Origin of the sequence: Micromonospora sp. WMMD967 (assembly GCF_029626165.1) — a bacterium.
Taxonomy (GTDB): domain Bacteria; phylum Actinomycetota; class Actinomycetes; order Mycobacteriales; family Micromonosporaceae; genus Micromonospora; species Micromonospora taraxaci.
Map to the genome: position 1 here is coordinate 6378617 of NZ_JARUBK010000001.1, position 16958 is coordinate 6395574.

The following is a 16958-nucleotide window of genomic DNA, read 5'->3' on the forward strand; positions in this document are numbered from 1 at the left end:
ACCCTGATGTCTGTGTTCACCAGAGTCGCCCGCGGCCGGTTGGCCGCGTGGCTCACCGTGGCCGCGGCGATCGTCGTCGCCGCGGTCGTCTTCGGGACGCCTCAGCCGGACAATCCGGCACCGGTCTCGGCCACCGGCCTCTCGGCGGAGTGGCAGTCGACCCAGGTGCAGCGCCTCCAGGACCAACTGCCCTCCAACGACGTTCAGCCGGCGATCGTGGTGGTGAGCCGCGACGACGGCGCCGCATTGAGCGAGGCCGACCGGGCCGGCGTCGACGCCCGCGCCGGTGACCTTCGCCGCTTCGCGGCGGGCGGACAGGTCAGCCCCGCCCAGGTCTCCCCGGACGGCACCGTCGCCCTGGTCGCCGTGCCGGTCGACACCGCCGGCGGGCAGGAGGCCGTCACCGCTACGGTGACCGACCTGCGTACCGCCCTGGCGGACCTGCCCGACGGACTGACCGCTGCCGTGACCGGCGCCCCCGCCTTCACAGCCGACCTCTCCTCGGTGTTCGACGGCGCCGACATCACCCTGCTCGCGGTGACCGCCGCCGTCGTGGCGGTGCTGCTGCTGATCACCTACCGCAGCCCGTTCCTGTGGATCGTGCCACTGGTCGTGGTCGCCGCGACCGAGCAGCTCACCCTGCGCGCGGTGGACACCATCGTCCCGGCTGTCGGCATCAACCTCCAGCAGGGCCAGGTCACCGGCATCGCCAGCGTTCTGGTGTTCGGCGCCGCCACCGACTACGCCCTGCTGCTCATCGCCCGCTACCGGGAGGAGCTGCGGCGCACGGAGGACCGCTTCGCGGCGATGCGCTCCGCGCTGCGCCGCACCGCCGAGCCCATCCTGGCCAGCGGCGGCACCGTGGTGCTCGGCGTCCTCACCCTGCTGCTCAGCGAGCAGGAGACCAACCGCGCACTCGCGGTGGCCTGTGCGACCGGCGTGGTCTTCGCCATGCTCTCGGCCCTCTTCGTGCTCCCCGCCGTCCTGGTGCTGTTCGGCAGGGGTCTGTTCTGGCCGTTCGTGCCCCGCGTCGGGGGTCCGGCCCGGGAGGGGCGGCTCTGGGGCCGGCTCGGCGCCGCCGTGGAACGCCGCCCGGTGGTGGTCGCGGTGCTGGCCACAGTGCTGCTCGGTGGCCTGGCCCTGGGTGGGCTCGGGATCCGCACCGGCCTGTCCGAGACCGAGCAGTTCCGGGCCGAGCCCGAGGCGGTGACCGGTGCGCAGACGCTGGCCCGCTCGTTCCCCGCCGGCAGCACCCAACCGGTGGCCGTGATCACCACGCCCACGGCCGTGCGGGCGGTCACCGACACCGCCACCGCCGTACCCGGCGTCGCCTCGGCACGCCCCGGCGACGCCGGTGAGGCCGTGGCCCAGGTCGACGTGGTCCTGGAAGCCGAACCCGGCACCGCCGCCTCGGACCGCGCGATCGAGGCGTTGCGTACGGCGGTCGCCGCCGTACCCGACTCCGCTCCCCCGGCCGCCGCCGGCGCGGACGCGCCGTCCGGGGCCATCGTCGGCGGTTCCGTGGCCGCCACGTACGACTCCGACGAGGCCAACGACCGTGACCTGAGGCTGATCCTGCCGATCATCCTGCTGCTGGTCGGCGCGGTGCTCGTGCTCCTGCTGCGCGGGCTCCTCGCTCCGGTGCTGCTGGTGCTCACCGTGATCGCGTCGTTCTTCGCCAGCCTCGGGGCGGCGTGGCTGCTCTTCGACCACGTGCTGGACTTCCCGGCGCTCGACAGCGGCGTCCTGCTGCTCGCCTTCGTGTTCCTGGTGGCGCTCGGCGTGGACTACAACATCTTCCTGGTCACCCGGGCCCGGGAGGACGCCCGCAGCCTGGGCACCCGGGAGGGCATGCTCTCCGCCCTACGGGTCACCGGCGGAGTGATCACCAGCGCCGGGGTGCTGCTCGCCGCGGTGTTCGCCGTCCTCGGAGTGCTGCCGCTGATCACACTGACCCAGATCGGCATCATCGTCTGCATCGGCGTCCTGCTGGACACCCTGCTGGTCCGCACGGTCGTGGTGCCGGCGCTGGCGTTCCTGCTCGGTGAGCGCTTCTGGTGGCCCGGCCGGATCACCCGCGAGTCTTCCGAGGACGTCCCGGCGTCGCCGGAGCCGGTCGCCGCCCGCGACTGACCGACCGGCGCGGCGAGGGCCGTGGCGACACCGTCACGGCCCTCGCCGGGGTCAGTAGTCCAGGCAGACGCACTCGGACATCAGCGCGCGCACGTTGCGCACGTACGACGGGTTGGGGATGGCCAGCGGCTTGCCCTCCTGCGCCACCGCGCCGTGCCCGAAGTTGTACGCGGCGATCACCGCGTTGAGCAGGCAGGAATTCAACTCGCTGGTGCACAGGGCCGGGTCGAGTCGGAAATCGGACTCGAAGTACATGTCGCCGATGTACTTCGTCGCCCAGGCCAGGTAGGTGGCGCCCAGGTAGGCGTTGTCCCGGTAGGAGTCGATCTCGTAGCTCTGCTCGAACCGCTGGTTCATCCAGGTCGCGGTGCCGGGCATCACCTGCATCAGCCCGACGCCACCGTCACAGGCGTAGATGTTGGACTGCCAGCCGCTCTCCTGCCAGGCGGTGGCCTTGAGCAGGTTGAGCGGGATCTTGATGTCCGGCGCGGAGGACGGCCAGTAGGTGCGGCCGGCAGCGTCGGTCAGCGCCGCCTTCACCTCTGCCCGGGTCGCCTGGGTGCCCTTGTAGCTCGGCTTGCAGGAACTCGGGGCCGGCTTCGGCGGGGCCGGCGGGACCTGCGTCTCGGTGGGCGGCTTCGCGACCGCCAGGGGCTTCGTCGCGGCGCGGGTCGGCTTCTTGGTCGGCTTCTTCGTCGGCGTCGGGGTCGCGCTGCGACTCGGCGCGGCGCCCATCGACTCCACCGCGCTCGGCGACGGGCTCGGCTCCTCGGTGACCTCGTCGGAGGGGGTGTCGGTCGGCGCGTCGGTGACCGCCACCGGCGCGGCCAGGTCCTGCGGCGTCTCCCCCTTGGCGGCGCAGCCGACCAGCGCGCTCGCCAGCAGGAACCCGGCGAGCGCCGCGGCGCCCAGCCGACCGGTCCGTCGAATCATTCCGATGCCTCCCCGTGTGACAGTCGTCGCACCCTAGCAAGGTTCGACCGGGCTCCGATGCCCCTCGGACGACGGTCGGACCTGGTCCACCGGTTGCTCCAACTCCCGCACCGCCCGGTCCCGGGTGGCCCACGCCACCATGAACACCACCGTCCAGAGCACACCGAGCAGCACCGCCGCCGCGGTTCCGCTCGCCGTGTCCAGACCCAGGTAGAGCCGCGCGCCACCGACCCCGAGCACCCCCGCCGCGGCGGTCGTCCAGGCCGCCACGGCCACCGGCCAGCGGGCACCGCGCGACACCAGCCAGGCCAGGGTGCAAAAGCTCGCCGCCACCACGGCGTTCTGGGTCGGCAGCGGGGCCGACCCACCGCCGCCGTGCGGCCCGGTCAGTTCGGCCACCACGGCCAGCACCACCAGGGGCACGAACGCGCCCGCCGTGCCGACCACGCTGAGCAGGTCGGTGCGCCAGGGCCGGCTGCGCCACGCCAGCACCGCCGCCACCAGGGCCACCAACAGGATCAACACCGACCCCCGTACCACCGACACCAGGACCGTCGTGACGTCGGCGGCATCAGGGGTACGCCGGGCGGCGAACCAGCCCGCGATGGCGCCGTCCAGGGCGGCCAGGCCGCTGTTGCGCACCGCCACGGCGAGCAGGCCGGCGATGGCGAGCCCGGCGGCGAAGAGCAGCAGGAGCCCGGCGGCCAGGTTGAGCAGCAACGTCCACGCCGGCCCGACCCGCATGGCCACCAGGAAGAACAGCACCCCGTAGCGCGCCGTGAGCCAGCGCACCGGGGGCAACGCGCCGGCCCGGGACAGCAACGCGCGAGCCGGGTCGGGGTTACGACCCAGCCACCGGCCGGCGAGGACCACGGCCAACAGGCCCGCCAGCAGCAGCAGAGCCGCGCCGGTGGCCCGACCGAGCAGCCGGGAGACAGTGTCGTACGACTCACCGGCGAGGTGACCGAGCAGGACCGAGCCGCCCACCCAGGTCACCACGCCGGCCAGGTTCCACAGCACGAACCGGCGGTACGGCATGCCGGCCGCACCGGCCAGCCGGGGCACCAGCGTGCGGGCGAAGGCCACCCAACGGGCCGCGAACACTCCCCGCCCGCCCAGCCGGGCGAGCATGGCGTCGGCCCGGCCCCACCGCTCGGGCCCGACCCGGTGACCCAGACCGGCGCGCAGCCGGGGGCCGTACCGACGTCCGGCGCGGAAGGCCAGCCCGTCCCCGGCGACCGCCGCGACGATCATCGCGAGCAACGCCGGCCCGAGCCGCAAGGTACCGTTGTAGGTGAGGAAGCCGACGAGCAGCAGGGTAGCCTCACCCGGCACGAGCAGGCCGAAGATCACCGCGGTCTCGCCCGCCACGATCAGCGCGGCGACCAGGTAGATCCACAGGGTGGGCAGACTCTGCACCCAGGTCAGCAGGTCGTGCACTCAGGCCCCCGGGACACGGGAGCCAGCATGCCAGCCGGGAGAACCACCGGCACAGCAGTTTCACCATAGATCAGGGGCACCTGGGGGTGACCCCGACGCGGCCTGCGCGAGCGCAGGCGGAAGGATAGAGGGTATGCAGCTTCGCACCGACCTCCGCAACGTCGCCATCATCGCTCACGTCGACCACGGCAAGACCACCCTGGTCGACGCCATGTTGCGGCAGGCCGGTGCGTACGGCGCCCGGGGTGAGAACACCGAGCGGGTCATGGACTCGGGTGACCTGGAGCGGGAAAAGGGCATCACGATCCTGGCCAAGAACACCGGCGTGCGTTACCTGCCGGCGGACGGCTCCGACCCGGTCACCATCAACATCATCGACACCCCCGGTCACGCCGACTTCGGTGGCGAGGTGGAGCGCGGCCTCACCATGGTCGACGGCGTCGTGCTGCTCGTCGACGCGAGCGAGGGCCCGCTGCCGCAGACCCGCTTCGTGCTCCGCAAGGCCCTGCGGGCCCGGATGCCGATCATCCTGGTGATCAACAAGGTGGACCGGCCGGACGCCCGGATCAAGGAGGTCGTGGACGACACCTACGAGCTCTTCCTCGACCTGGACGCCGACGAGGAGCAGATCGACTTCCCGATCGTCTACGCCTGCGCCCGCGACGGCATCGCCTCGCTGACCCAGCCCGCCGACGGCTCGGTGCCCGACGACAGCACCTCCCTGGAGCCGCTGTTCCGCACCCTGCTGGACACCATCCCGGCCCCCGCGTACGAGGACGGCGCCCCGCTGCAGGCCCACGTCACCAACCTGGACGCCTCGCCGTTCCTCGGCCGGCTGGCGCTGTGCCGCGTCCGCCAGGGCACCATCAGCAAGGGCCAGACGGTGGCCTGGTGCCGCACCGACGGCAGCACCCAGCGGGTCCGCATCTCCGAGATGCTGATGACCGAGGGCCTGGAGCGTAAGCCGGCCGAGACCGCCGGTCCGGGTGACATCATCGCGGTCGCCGGCATCTCGGACATCATGATCGGTGAGACCCTCGCGGACCCGGAGAACCCGGAGCCGCTGCCGCTGATCACCGTCGACGAGCCGGCCATCTCGATGACCATCGGCACCAACACCTCGCCGCTGGTCGGTCGGGTCAAGGGCTCCAAGGTCACCGCCCGGATGGTCAAGGACCGCCTCGACAAGGAGCTCATCGGCAATGTGTCGCTGCGGGTGCTGCCCACCGAGCGGCCGGACGCCTGGGAGGTGCAGGGTCGTGGCGAGCTGGCCCTGGCCATCCTGGTCGAGCAGATGCGCCGGGAGAGCTACGAGCTGACCGTCGGCAAGCCGCAGGTCGTCACCAAGGAGATCGACGGCAAGACCTGCGAGCCGGTCGAGCGCCTCACCATCGACGCCCCGGAGGAGTACCTGGGCGCGATCACCCAGCTCCTCGCCACCCGCAAGGGCCGGATGGAGCAGCTGGTCAACCACGGCACCGGCTGGATCCGGATGGAGTGGCTGGTCCCGGCGCGCGGCCTGATCGGCTTCCGCACCGAGTTCCTCACCGACACCCGGGGCACCGGCATCCTGCACCACGTCTTCGAGTCGTACGAGCCGTGGTTCGGTGAGCTGCGTACCCGCAACAACGGTTCGCTGGTCGCCGACCGGGCGGGCGCGGTCACCGCCTTCGCGATGATCAACCTCCAGGAGCGTGGTCAGCTCTTCGTCGAGCCGACCACCGAGGTGTACGAGGGCATGATCGTCGGGGAGAACTCCCGCTCCGACGACATGGACGTCAACATCACCAAGGAGAAGAAGCTCACCAACATGCGGGCGTCGACCTCCGACGAGACGGAGAAGCTGATCCCGCCGCGCAAGCTCTCGTTGGAGCAGGCGCTGGAGTTCTGCCGCGAGGACGAGTGCGTCGAGGTCACCCCGACCGCGGTGCGCATCCGCAAGGTGGTGCTCGACCAGCAGCAGCGGGGCCGCGCCGCCGCCCGCCGCAAGCACGCCAACTGACCCACCAGCACCCGGCTCCGGGCGCGTCGGCCGCTTGCGGCCGGCGCGCCCGTCCGTCTCCCCACCGGGTACGCGGGCCCGCCCGCCCTTGATCCGCTACGGTCACCGGCATGACCTGGGATGATCTCGACGCCCACCTGGACCGGGTGCCCGGCACCGTCTCGGCGTACGTGGGCCGACTCGACGCGCCGCCGACCTGGACCCGCCACCCGGACGCCGCCCACTACGCCGCCAGCACCATGAAGGTGGCGGTGCTCGCCGCGCTGCACCGCGCCGCCGAGGCCGGCGAACTGGACCTGGACGCCCCGGTCCCGGTGGTCAACGAGTTCGACTCCGCCCGCCCCGGCGCGCCCCGGTTCTCCTGCGCGCAGCCCTACGACAACGACGACGCGGTCTGGGACCGGCTGGGCGACACGGCCACGCTGCGCTGGTTGGCCGACCGGATGATCGTGCGGTCCAGCAACCTGGCCACCAACGTGGTCATCGGTCACGTCGGGCTGCCGGCGGTGGCCGAGGTCTGGGCGTCGGCAGGCGCCCGCAACAGCGTCACCGGCCGGGGCATCGAGGACTTCGCGGCCCGCGAGGCCGGCATCACCAACACGGTCACCGCCGCCGACCTGGCCGCCCTGCTCGGCGCGCTCGCCTCCGGCGCCAGCGCTCCCGGCCCGATCGCCTCGCCCGCCGCGTGCACCGCCATGCTGGACGTCCTGTTCGCCCAGGAGCACCGCGAGGACCTGGCCGCCGGTCTGCCCGAGGGCACCCGCATCGCGCACAAGAACGGGTGGGTACGCGGAGTCCGGCACGGCGCCGGCGTGGTCCTGCCCGACGACGCCCCTGCGTACCTGATCGCCGTCTGCACTACCACCGACCCGGACGACGGGGTCGCCGACGACGCCTGCCTGCTGATCGCGGACGTCTCCGCGCGGGTCTGGGCCGCCCGCCACGACCTCTGACCCGGGTCGTCTACTCCAGCAGGTGCGCCCGCAGCGCCCCGATGTCGCCGTCGGTCAACCCCAATCCGTCGCGCAGGTACGCGTCGAACGAGCCGTGCACCCGGCGTACCTCGTCGTATCCGGCGTCGAGGTACTCGGCGCGGACCTCCAGCACCGGAAGCACCGCGTCGACGTCCAGGTCGGGCTGCCGCCGTCGCATCGCCTCGACGATCACCGCGCGCAGGCTGTCGGTCATCTCGTTGTTGCGCAGGTAGTCGGCGCGGATCGCCGCCTCGTCCACCCCGAGCGCCGTCAACAGGATGACGGTGAGCCAGCCGGTACGGTCCTTGCCGGCGGAGCAGTGGTAGACCAACGGCAGGTTCTCCGGCCGGCCGGCCAGCCGCACCGCCTCGGCGAAGCCGAACCGGGCCGACTCCCCGGTGACGAACCACCGGTAGATCGCCGCCATCGCCCCCGCCGTCCCCTGCCGGGCCAGCTCCGCGTACGCGTCCAGGTCGTGGCCGAGCAGCACCGCCGAGACGTACGTGAAGACCGGGTGTTCCGGGTCGTGCACCGGCAGGCACACCACCCGCGGCTCACCGGTGAGCCGGTCGGCCGGGGCGACGGCGATCTCCGAGTCGTCCCGGAGGTCGACCACGCACGCCGGCCCCAGCTTCGCCAGCACCGGCAGGTCCTCGTCGGTCAGCCGACCCAACGCGGGAGTACGGATCAGCTGCCCCACCCGGACCCGCCGCCCGTCCGCGCCGACCAGCCCGCCCAGCTCACGCGCGTTCGGTGCGCCCACCAACTCCCAGCCCTGCCCGGTCATCCGGTCTCCCCTCCCGCCGTGCGCCTGCGTATAGGGTGCCCGACATGACGATCTCGGAGGTACGCACCCACCGGGTTTCCGCCCCCTTACACACCCCGTTTGTCACCGCGCTGCGTCGCACCACCACAGTGGAGACCCTGGTCGTCGAACTGGTCGACTCCGACGGCCGGTCCGGCTTCGGTGAGGCGCCCCAGGTGTGGCAGGTCACCGGCTCGTCGGTGGCGGGCGCGGGGGCCTGCGTCCGTGAGCTGCTCGGCCCACAGTTGATCGGGCGTGATCCGGACGACCTGGTGACGCGCTGCGTCGACGTGCAGCGCGCCGTGGCCGGCAACGAGGCGGCGAAGGCGGCGGTGGACGTGGCGCTGCACGACCTCGCCGCCCGGCGGCTGGGCGTACCCCTGGTGCGGTTGCTCGGCGGCACCACGCTGCGGGTGCCGACGGACGTGACGCTGGCGGCGGGCGACGCGGTGGACCTGGCGGCGGCGGCACGGCAGCGGCAGGCCGACGGCTTCGGCGTGCTCAAGCTGAAGGTCGGCACCGACGCGAGCGGCGACCTGGACCGGGTGCGTGCCGTCCGCGCGGCCGTCGGGCCGGGGGTCCGGATCCGGCTGGACGCCAACCAGGGGTGGACGCCCCGGGAGGCGGTCCGGGTGATCCGGGGCATCGAGGACTCCGGGCTCGACGTGGAACTGGTCGAGCAGCCGGTGGCCCGCTGGGACCTGGACGGGCTGGCCTGGGTCAGCGACCGGGTGTCCGTGCCGATCCTGGCCGACGAGGCGGTCTTCGGGGCTCGTGACCTGGTGGAGGTGATCCGCCGTCGGGCCGCCGACCTGGTCAACATCAAGTTGGCCAAGTGTGGCGGGCTGCACCCGGCGCGTACCCTCCTCGACCTGGCCACCGCCCACGGGCTCGGCACTGTGGTCGGCTCGATGATGGAGAGTCAGGTCGGCATCGGGGCGGCGGCGAGCCTGGTCGCCGCGTACGGCACCACGGCGGTCGCGGACCTGGACGCCGCCTGGTGGCTGGCGTGGTCTCCGGTGCAGGGAGGCATCCGTTACGACGGGGCGACAGTGGTGTTGCCGAATGCCCCTGGCCTGGGCATCTCCGGTCTTACTGAAGCAAAGGTGCAGGCGCGCGGTTGATGATCGTTGGTTTCTTTCATAGGGTTTCCCCTGGACAGCCGACACGATCTGGGGGTTGACGTGGAGCTGCAACCGGGCCGTGAGGCCGTCGTCCGGGTCGCGGTGGCAACGCTGTGGACCTCTCCGGAGGCGGTCCGCCCCGTCGACGGCCCGGCACTGACCGCCCGCGCCGACATCCTGGCCTGGGTCTCCGGGATGAACACCGACCAGCAGGTCGGCGACTGCGTGCTGAGCCAACTCCTGCTCGGCGAGCGGGTCCTCGTCAGCGAACTCCGACCGGACGGCTGGGCCCGGGTCGTCGCCGTCGAGCAGCCCGCCGCCAAGCTCGATCCGCGCGGCTACCCGGGATGGCTTCCCGCCGAGCAACTGACAGCCGCCGACCCGACCGCCACCGGCACCGAACCACCACTGGTGGTGGACACCACCGTCACCGGGCTGCACGCCGCGCCGGGTGGTCCGGTGGTGGTGCCCGGCGTCGTCGTCGGCACCCGCCTCATCCCCGCCGGCCCCGCGCGCGACGACTGGCGGCCGGTACACGTCCCCGGCCAGGCCACGCCGCTCTGGCTGCCCGACGACCACCTCGCCGCGACCCCCGCCGCCGCGCCGAGCGCCCAGCAGGCGCTGGCGGTGGCGCAGCGACTGCTCGACGTGATCTACATCTGGGGTGGCCTCTCGGCGCACGGCATCGACTGCTCCGGCCTGGTGCACCTGGCCTGGCGGCGGCTCGGGGTGCTGCTACCCCGCGACGCCGACGACCAGGCCGCCGCCACCACCCCATTGACGTTGGGCGCCGAACGCCCCGGCGACCTCTACTTCTTCGCGCGACCCGGCCGCAAGATCCACCACATCGGCATCGTCACCGCCCCGCCCGGTGACGGCGACGAGCGGCGGATGCTGCACGCCTGCTACCGCCGCCGGCGGGTCATCGAGGAACCGTTGCCGGCCGACCGGACGGCCACCCTGGTGGGCGCGCACCGGGTCTGACCGGCCGGGCGCGTTCCCGCACCCGGCCGGCTACCACGCTCCGGCTGTCGCCCCGACCACGTCGGCGCGCGACGGATCAGCGGCGAGCGTCGACCAACTCGCGACGTCGGTCCCGGGAGGACTTGATCAGGCTGGCAGCGGTGGCGATGCCCAGGGTGCCGATGATGACCAGCAACGACAGCCAGATCGGGATGTGCGGAGCCCACCCGACGTGCTCGCCACCGTTGATGAACGGCAGGTTGTTGTCGGCCAACGCCTCCAGCACCAGCTTGACGCCGATGAAGCCGAGCACCACGGCCAGGCCGTAGCTCAGGTAGATCAACCGGTCGAGCAGGCCGCCGAGCAGGAAGTAGAGCTGCCGGAGGCCCATCAACGCGAAGACGTTCGCGGTGAAGACCAGGTACGGCTCCTGAGTGATGCCGAAGATCGCCGGGATCGAATCCAGGGCGAAGATCAGGTCGGTGGTGCCGATCGCGATCATCACGATCAGCATCGGGGTGAACAACCGCTTGCCGGCCACCTGGGTCGTGAGCTTCGCGCCGTCGTAGTCCTTCGAGATCGGCAGCGCCTTGCGGCTCCACCGGATCAGCACGTTCTCGGAGAACTCGTCCTCGTCCGGCTCACCCTGCCGGGCCAGGTTCACCGCGGTGTAGATCAGGAACGCGCCGAAGATGTAGAAGACCCAGGAGAACTGCGTGATCAACGCGGCACCGGCGGCGATGAACCCACCGCGCATCACCAGCGCCAGCACGATGCCGACGAGCAGCACCTTCTGCTGGTACTGCCGGGGCACCCCGAAGCGCGCCATGATGATCACGAAAACGAAGAGGTTGTCCACCGAGAGGCTGTACTCGGTGAGCCAACCTGTGTAGAACTGCCCGGCCGAACTGGCCCCGGAGGTCAACCAGACACCGGCGCCGAAGAGCAGGGCGAGACCGACGTAGAAGGCGACCCAGAGGCTCGACTCCCGCACACTCGGCTCGTGCGGGCGCCGACCAATGATCAACAGGTCGACGAGCAGGACCGCAGTCAGTGCGACAAGCGTCCCCGCCCACACCAATCCGGACACGTCCAACGTTCAATCCTCCGGCAGACACGCGGCGTCGGGCACACCGTACGCCCCCCGAGGGGCCGGTGTGCCGCTGTCGCTCACTCTGGTGACTGTCGGAGGTCTCTTCCGCCGCCACCCGTTACCGGGAGGCGACCGACGGAGCCGGGTCGGGACGCCGTGGTTCCGACGATCGACCGTGCTGACGACTCCGTTGCGGGGGAATACTCCCCTCCTCGGTGACCATTGTTGCCCACCACCGCCCGTGATCACACCCCGGGCGGTCGGTGGTGCCGCACACGCCTCACACCCCTTGGGTGTCCTAGGAGGCTAGGCCCTGTGGGGTTCGGCTATCGGGTCGGCGAGCGACCATCCGGCGGCGAGCAGGTCGTCGCAGGCCCGCACCGCCCGCGCCAGCCGCTCGGCATGCGTCCCGGACAGCTCCACCACCGGCACTCCGCACCCGGCCAGCTCGGTACGGAACCGCTCGGTCATCCAGGCCCGCAGATGCTCGCCGTCGCGGAGCCCGTCGTCGGTGAAGGGCACCCCTCGATGATCCGTGAGCAGATACAGCGCCGGTCGACGGGCCGCAGCCCGGACCTGCGGCGACGCGCTGCCCAGGTAACGCTCCTCCCACACCGCAGTGGCCCGCGCGTCGGTGTCGCAGATCAGCAGCGGCCCACTCGTCCGCGCCGCCGCGTCCTCGGCGGCCTGCTGCTCGCGGACCACTGTGCGGAAGTCGTCACGGTCCCAGGTGACGTCGAAGACGCTCGCCTGCGGGACACGCTCCCGCAGGCCGGCCAGCTTGCGGGCGGTCAACTCCCGGCCGTACTCCGGCACCCAGGGCGTGCCGTAGTGCGCCGCGAGCGCCTCGGCCATCGTGGTGGTGCCCGTCGACTCGGCGCCGACCACCACCACCCGCCGGACGAACCAGGCGCGCACCGGCGGGCTCAACCACCGCCAGTGCGCCGCCGGGTCCGCACGGACGGCAGTGCCGGACACCGGCACGGTCCGCCGATCCGGATCCACCGACACGGGTACGGCGTCGAAGCGCCGAGCCAACTCGACGCCGTACGCCTCGGAGGAGAACACCGCGTCCACCCGCCGCGAGCCGACCGCCGCGCGGAACACCGCACAGTGCGCGTCCCAGACCGCCGGGTCGTCGTAGTCGACGGGATGGTCGTCGTACCGGCCGACGAAGCGGACCCACGGCCGGTCCGCGTGCACCTCCCGCAACCAGTCCAGCCGCAGGGTGAGTGGAATCGACTCCCGACGCGAGGGCGCCACCACGACGGTGACCTCCGCGCAGCGGGCGGCCGCCGCCTCGATCAGCGCGTGGTGCCCGGCGTGCGGCGGGTAGAACTTGCCCACCACCATCCCGTGCCCGAATTCCGCTGCGCTGCGCTCGCTCATGCCGTCACTCCGCTGCGCTGCGTGCCGCCATGAGGCACCCTCGCACCGAGCCTGCTGATTCGCTCGCTGCGCTCGCTCATGCGGCGACCGGCGCCGGGCCGGGCGGCACCGGGGTCGCCGGGTCGACCCGGCGCAGATCCGCCCGCCAGGCCCGCAACCCGAGCACGCACAGGGCGAGGAAGACCAGGTAGAGGACGGCGGTCAGGTGCAGTCCCTTGTACGCGTACAACGGGATGTAGACCAGATCGGCCGCGATCCACAGCCACCAACTCTCCACCCGCTTGCGGGTCTGCCCGTACGTCGCCAGCAGCGACAGCGCCGTGGTCAACGCGTCCGGCAGCGGCACCGTGGAGTCGGTGGCCCGGTCCAGCAGGATCCACAGGCCGGCGGTGAGCAGCACTCCGACCACGGCCAGCGCCAACCACTCCCGTCGCCCGGTACGGCTCACCGTGAGCCGGCTCCGCCGCTCGCCACCGAACAACCAGTGCCACCAGCCGTAGCAGCCGAGCGCGACGTACACGACCTGGAGCCCGGCGTCGGCGTACAGGCCGGCGGTCCAGAACAGCAGCATGAGCAGCAGCACGTTGGCGATGCCGATCGGCCAGTTGGCGATCTTCTGCCGGGCCACCAACCACACGTTGAGCACACCCGTGGCGAACCCCAACAGCTCCGCCCAGGTGGTGCCCGTGCCAGCCACCTGAAACGCGGTGCCGGTGAGCCAATCGATGATCACGTTGCCACCCTAGGGGCACCCTCCAGGCTGGAACAGACCCCGGGACACCATCGGCCCCGCCCGTCGTGGGAGGCTTTCGGACATGGTGCTCGAAGTCGCGCTGATCGACGTACTACCCGGACACGAGGACGCGTTCGCCGCCGCGTACGCCGAGGGTCACCCGGTGCTCGCCGGGGCGACCGGCTGCCGATCGGTGCGGATGACGCGGGGCATCGAGTCCCCCACCCGCTTCGTCCTGCTCGTCGAATGGGACTCGGTCGAAGCCCACGAGGACAACTTCCGGGCCACCGAACGCTTCGAGCGGTGGCGTGCGTTGATCGGACCGCACTTCGCCGGGCCGCCCGTTGTCGAGCACTTCCTCGACGTACCGGCCTGAGCGCCACTGTCGTACACCCGCTGTCGCTGTCGTACCCCGCGGTTATCGTGCCCGCGCACGCGCCGGCCGCCGGTCCCGACGGGCTCGGGGGCGCCGGGCCCGGTGGCCGCGCGGCGCGACGACTCCTACTCGCCGACGCGGCGGGCCAGCGCGGTGATGGTCTCCTCGGGTGACAACGCCGCCCCCAGCAGCGCCTCGGTCATCCGCTGGTAACGGTCGACGTCGAGCACGGTGGCCAACCGCACGTCGGTGGTCAACGCCTCGAGCATCACCGTCCGTGGGTCGGCCGGGTCCGGAAAGGCATAGCAGGAGTACGGCGTGAGTGGGTGCAGCCCTTCGCCGGCCACCCCGCGTGGCAGCAGCCGCACCGTGACGTGTGACAGCCCGGTCACGGCCACCAGGTGCCGCAACTGTTCACGCCAGACCGCCTCCGGCAGGTCGCCCGGGTCGCAGACCGCCTCGGCGAGCACCGCTGTGTAGCGCGGCGGGTAGGCCCGCCGCAGCACCTCCTGCCGCAGCGCACGGGCACGGACCTCGGCCTCCACGTCCACCTCGGGCGTCAGGCGCGCGCCGGCCGTGACCAGCACCCGGGCGTACGCGGGCGTCTGGAGCAGCCCCGGCACGACCGACGGCTGGTACTCGACGATGTCCGCCGCGCCCGCCTCCAACTCGGCGTAGGTGCGTTGCCGTTCGCTCATCTCGCCCAGCGTCTTCCACCAGCCGCGGCTGGTCGCCGCGTCCCGGGCGATCACGATCAGCGCTTCGCGGGCGGGTGAGGGCACCTTGTAGATGTCCAGCAGATCGAGCACATCGGCGAGGTCAGGACGGCTCTGACCCAGCTCGATGCGGGACAACTTCGACGTCGAGGCCCAGCCCAGCCGGTCGCAGACCTGCTCCAGGGTCAGCGCCTCGCGCCGGCGTAGCTGGCGCAACTCTGCGCCCAGACGTGCACGTCGAATGACAGGACTTGTTGGTAGCGGCATCCCGGCCTCCCCACCGAGGGAGAGTACGCAGGACGATCACCCAGTGCAATAGCTTGCTCGCACACCGCAATCAGGGCGTTAGGTCGCATCGCCAATTCCGACCGCCAAAATGTCCTGTTATCACCACCTTGCGCCCCGCGCCCCGCGCCCCGTGCCCCGCGCCCCGCGCCCCGCGCCCCGCGCGCCGGTGTCGCAGACGACTCAGCGGGCTGCGGTGCCCGGTCGAGGAACGGCCACCGGGATCGCCGAATGATGTCACCGACGCGCGCCGCCCTGGTCCGCCCTTGTCCACCCCAGATCTTGGACAGTTTCCGTTCCGCGAAGACGGAAACTGTCCAAGATCTACGTCGGTGGCGTGGCCGTGCTGCCACAAAACGATCGTGATGCCACAAACGATTCAGCTCCATAGGACCCGACCACCGACATTCGTCCGGCTCCCGCCGACCCGGCTTCGGACCGTCGCGTGTGCGGTGACGGCACGTTCGGAACAGCCCGCCGGCGGGTTCGGACAGGTGTCGCCGGGTGGAGTCGGCGGCGTGCCGCAACGGGCTCAGGGGCGGTAGGTGCCGAAAGACCAGACGGTGCCGGCCAGGTCGCGGGCGGCGTAGTCGCGTGAGCCGTAGTCGGTGTCGAACGGCTCGCGGATGATCTCGGCGCCTGCCGCGCGAGCCTGGGCGCAGTGAGCATCGACGTCCGGCACCGCCACGTAGACCGACCAGTCGTCGGCAGCCGGCCGAGGTGGGGCGTCGGCCCGACCTCCCAACATGATCATGCCGGTGTCGAGGACGAGCTCGGCGTGCGCGATCGAGCCGTCCGGCGTCTCGTGTACGGCGTGCGCCTGGAAGCCGAAGGCTGAGCAGAGCCAGTCGATCGCGGCACGGGGATCGGGGTAACGAAGGATTGGATAGACGGTTCGCATGAGCTGATTCTGCGGCCGACGATCCGGGTTCGGATTGGACGAACGTGACCTCGGCAGGTCGAACCGCCGAGGTGCCTCAGCTGGCCGAGGTGTCAGGCGATCGCCGACCGGGAGGCGAGCAGTGCGGTCGGGGTGGCCCCGGCGAACTCGCGGAAGTCCCGGATCAGGTGCGACTGATCGTAGTAGCCGCAGCGAGCCGCCACCGCAGCCCAGTCGACCGGTCTCCCCGCGCCGGGCTCGGCCGCAGCAGGCCCGCGGTGCCCACCATCGGCCGGTGGTCCGCTGTCCGGCCCGACCATGGCACTGGGCCCGATGGCCAGGCCGACGTCGCTCAGCGCCGTACACGCCTGTTGGAACCGCAGCAACCGGGCGACGGTCTTCGGCGGCAGTCCCACGTCCTGCCGAAAACGGGACGCGAGATGCCGTCGGCTCCAACCCACCTCGTCGGCCAGCGCACCGACGCTGCCCCGCCCGCCACCGGCGACGAGCCACCGCCATGCCCAATCGAGGCGGGCGTCCACCGGCGGGGACGCCGCCAGCCGGGCACCGAGCACCCTGTCGAGCAGGACGAAGCGCTCCGGCCAGCCGGGCGTCGCGGCGAGCCGGTCACGCAGTCGCACCAGCCAACGGTCGGGAAGCTGCCCGACGCCGACCGCCCGATTGGTCAACTCGCCCAACGGCAGACCGAGGAGCCGGCGAGCGGTCAGCGGGGCGAGCAGCAGCTCGACGCCCTCCCCCACACCCAGCGTGCGGGTCGTGCACCAGCCGTCGAACGTGCCGGCCACGAACGAGTCGACCTGGGTGACGCCGCGCTCCGCGCTGCGCGGGTCGGTCACGTCCAACGGAGCGCCCCAACCCAGAATCAGCACCACGAAGACGCCCGCCGACTCCCGGCGCACCAGGGGAAGGTCCGCCCGCTCCCGGTAGCCGACGTACCGGTCCACGAACGGACGCAGACGCACGTCGGGCAGTCCGACGACCATCTCGTCGGTAGGTGCCGTCTCCGTCAACCCCGCCCACCCTTCGCGTGGGACCGCCCTCGCCCGGACGAGTCGCCCGACCAGCCGCCGGGCGCTCGGGCCGCCAGCGCC

General features: G+C 72.0%; 15 protein-coding genes. 6 read left to right on the forward strand and 9 right to left on the reverse strand.

Annotated features, from left to right (window positions below; all coding sequences use genetic code 11):
* The first annotated feature begins 6 nt into the window (after positions 1–6).
* The gene (locus O7631_RS28615) at positions 7–2133 is read left to right on the forward strand and encodes an efflux RND transporter permease subunit (RefSeq protein WP_278147118.1); all 2127 of its coding nucleotides are present in this window, start codon (positions 7–9) and stop codon (positions 2131–2133) included.
* A gap of 51 nt (positions 2134–2184) precedes the next feature.
* Here the strand turns inward: O7631_RS28615 and O7631_RS28620 are convergent, their stop codons facing one another.
* Positions 2185–3066, reverse strand: a complete 882-nt coding sequence (locus O7631_RS28620) for a lytic transglycosylase domain-containing protein (protein WP_278147119.1) — start codon at positions 3064–3066, stop codon at positions 2185–2187.
* Positions 3067–3099: 33 nt separating this feature from the next.
* Positions 3100–4506, reverse strand: a complete 1407-nt coding sequence (locus O7631_RS28625; protein WP_278147120.1) for a DedA family protein — start codon at positions 4504–4506, stop codon at positions 3100–3102.
* 133 nt (positions 4507–4639) lie between these two features.
* On the opposite strand from O7631_RS28625, the gene typA reads away from it, so the two are divergent.
* Both typA and O7631_RS28635 read left to right on the forward strand, forming a co-directional pair.
* Positions 4640–6508: a translational GTPase TypA gene (gene typA / locus O7631_RS28630; RefSeq protein ID WP_278147121.1), complete on the forward strand. Its 1869-nt coding sequence runs from the start codon at positions 4640–4642 to the stop codon at positions 6506–6508.
* 110 nt (positions 6509–6618) lie between these two features.
* On the forward strand, positions 6619–7461 hold the full coding sequence (locus tag O7631_RS28635) for a serine hydrolase (protein ID WP_278147122.1): 843 nt from the start codon (positions 6619–6621) through the stop codon (positions 7459–7461).
* Between the two features lie 10 nt (positions 7462–7471).
* On the opposite strand, the gene O7631_RS28640 is transcribed toward O7631_RS28635, so the two are convergent.
* Entirely contained in the window at positions 7472–8269 is a 798-nt protein-coding gene (locus O7631_RS28640) for a tyrosine-protein phosphatase (protein WP_278147123.1), read from the reverse strand.
* A gap of 44 nt (positions 8270–8313) precedes the next feature.
* On the opposite strand from O7631_RS28640, the gene O7631_RS28645 reads away from it, so the two are divergent.
* Entirely contained in the window at positions 8314–9411 is a 1098-nt protein-coding gene (locus O7631_RS28645) for a dipeptide epimerase (protein WP_278147124.1), read from the forward strand.
* Between the two features lie 60 nt (positions 9412–9471).
* A complete protein-coding gene (locus O7631_RS28650) occupies positions 9472–10395 on the forward strand; it encodes an NlpC/P60 family protein (RefSeq protein ID WP_278147125.1) in 924 nt (307 codons plus the stop codon).
* A 76-nt stretch (positions 10396–10471) separates the two neighbouring features.
* Here the strand turns inward: O7631_RS28650 and O7631_RS28655 are convergent, their stop codons facing one another.
* The 3 genes from O7631_RS28655 to pnuC all read right to left on the reverse strand — a co-directional run bounded on the left by O7631_RS28655 (position 10472) and on the right by pnuC (position 13589).
* A complete protein-coding gene (locus tag O7631_RS28655; RefSeq protein WP_278147126.1) occupies positions 10472–11470 on the reverse strand; it encodes a TerC family protein in 999 nt (332 codons plus the stop codon).
* 303 nt (positions 11471–11773) lie between these two features.
* Positions 11774–12856: an AAA family ATPase gene (locus tag O7631_RS28660; RefSeq protein WP_278147127.1), complete on the reverse strand. Its 1083-nt coding sequence runs from the start codon at positions 12854–12856 to the stop codon at positions 11774–11776.
* A gap of 76 nt (positions 12857–12932) precedes the next feature.
* Positions 12933–13589, reverse strand: a complete 657-nt coding sequence (gene pnuC, locus O7631_RS28665) for a nicotinamide riboside transporter PnuC (protein WP_278147128.1) — start codon at positions 13587–13589, stop codon at positions 12933–12935.
* An 82-nt stretch (positions 13590–13671) separates the two neighbouring features.
* Between pnuC and O7631_RS28670 the strand changes: the two genes are divergently transcribed.
* Positions 13672–13965 (forward strand): antibiotic biosynthesis monooxygenase family protein, encoded by a 294-nt coding sequence (locus O7631_RS28670; protein ID WP_269683177.1) that lies wholly within the window; start codon positions 13672–13674, stop codon positions 13963–13965.
* Positions 13966–14090: 125 nt separating this feature from the next.
* Here O7631_RS28670 and O7631_RS28675 read toward each other — a convergent pair whose 3' ends face one another.
* From O7631_RS28675 to O7631_RS28685, 3 genes are all read right to left on the reverse strand, one after another.
* A complete protein-coding gene (locus tag O7631_RS28675) occupies positions 14091–14948 on the reverse strand; it encodes a helix-turn-helix transcriptional regulator (protein ID WP_332367481.1) in 858 nt (285 codons plus the stop codon).
* Between the two features lie 550 nt (positions 14949–15498).
* Positions 15499–15867: a VOC family protein gene (locus O7631_RS28680; RefSeq protein WP_278147129.1), complete on the reverse strand. Its 369-nt coding sequence runs from the start codon at positions 15865–15867 to the stop codon at positions 15499–15501.
* Between the two features lie 92 nt (positions 15868–15959).
* Positions 15960–16877, reverse strand: a complete 918-nt coding sequence (locus tag O7631_RS28685) for a helix-turn-helix transcriptional regulator (protein ID WP_278147130.1) — start codon at positions 16875–16877, stop codon at positions 15960–15962.
* Between the last annotated feature and the right edge of the window lie 81 nt (positions 16878–16958).

Bases quoted from the DNA above. Each gene is read 5' to 3' on its own strand.
- O7631_RS28615 (WP_278147118.1), top strand. From the start codon at position 7: ATGTCTGTGTTCACCAGAGTCGCCCGCGGCCGGTTGGCCGCGTGGCTC.
- O7631_RS28620 (WP_278147119.1), bottom strand. From the start codon at position 3,066: ATGATTCGACGGACCGGTCGGCTGGGCGCCGCGGCGCTCGCCGGGTTC.
- typA (WP_278147121.1), top strand. From the start codon at position 4,640: ATGCAGCTTCGCACCGACCTCCGCAACGTCGCCATCATCGCTCACGTC.
- O7631_RS28635 (WP_278147122.1), top strand. From the start codon at position 6,619: ATGACCTGGGATGATCTCGACGCCCACCTGGACCGGGTGCCCGGCACC.
- O7631_RS28640 (WP_278147123.1), bottom strand. From the start codon at position 8,269: ATGACCGGGCAGGGCTGGGAGTTGGTGGGCGCACCGAACGCGCGTGAG.
- O7631_RS28645 (WP_278147124.1), top strand. From the start codon at position 8,314: ATGACGATCTCGGAGGTACGCACCCACCGGGTTTCCGCCCCCTTACAC.
- O7631_RS28660 (WP_278147127.1), bottom strand. From the start codon at position 12,856: ATGAGCGAGCGCAGCGCAGCGGAATTCGGGCACGGGATGGTGGTGGGC.
- O7631_RS28670 (WP_269683177.1), top strand. From the start codon at position 13,672: ATGGTGCTCGAAGTCGCGCTGATCGACGTACTACCCGGACACGAGGAC.
- O7631_RS28675 (WP_332367481.1), bottom strand. From the start codon at position 14,948: ATGCCGCTACCAACAAGTCCTGTCATTCGACGTGCACGTCTGGGCGCA.
- O7631_RS28680 (WP_278147129.1), bottom strand. From the start codon at position 15,867: ATGCGAACCGTCTATCCAATCCTTCGTTACCCCGATCCCCGTGCCGCG.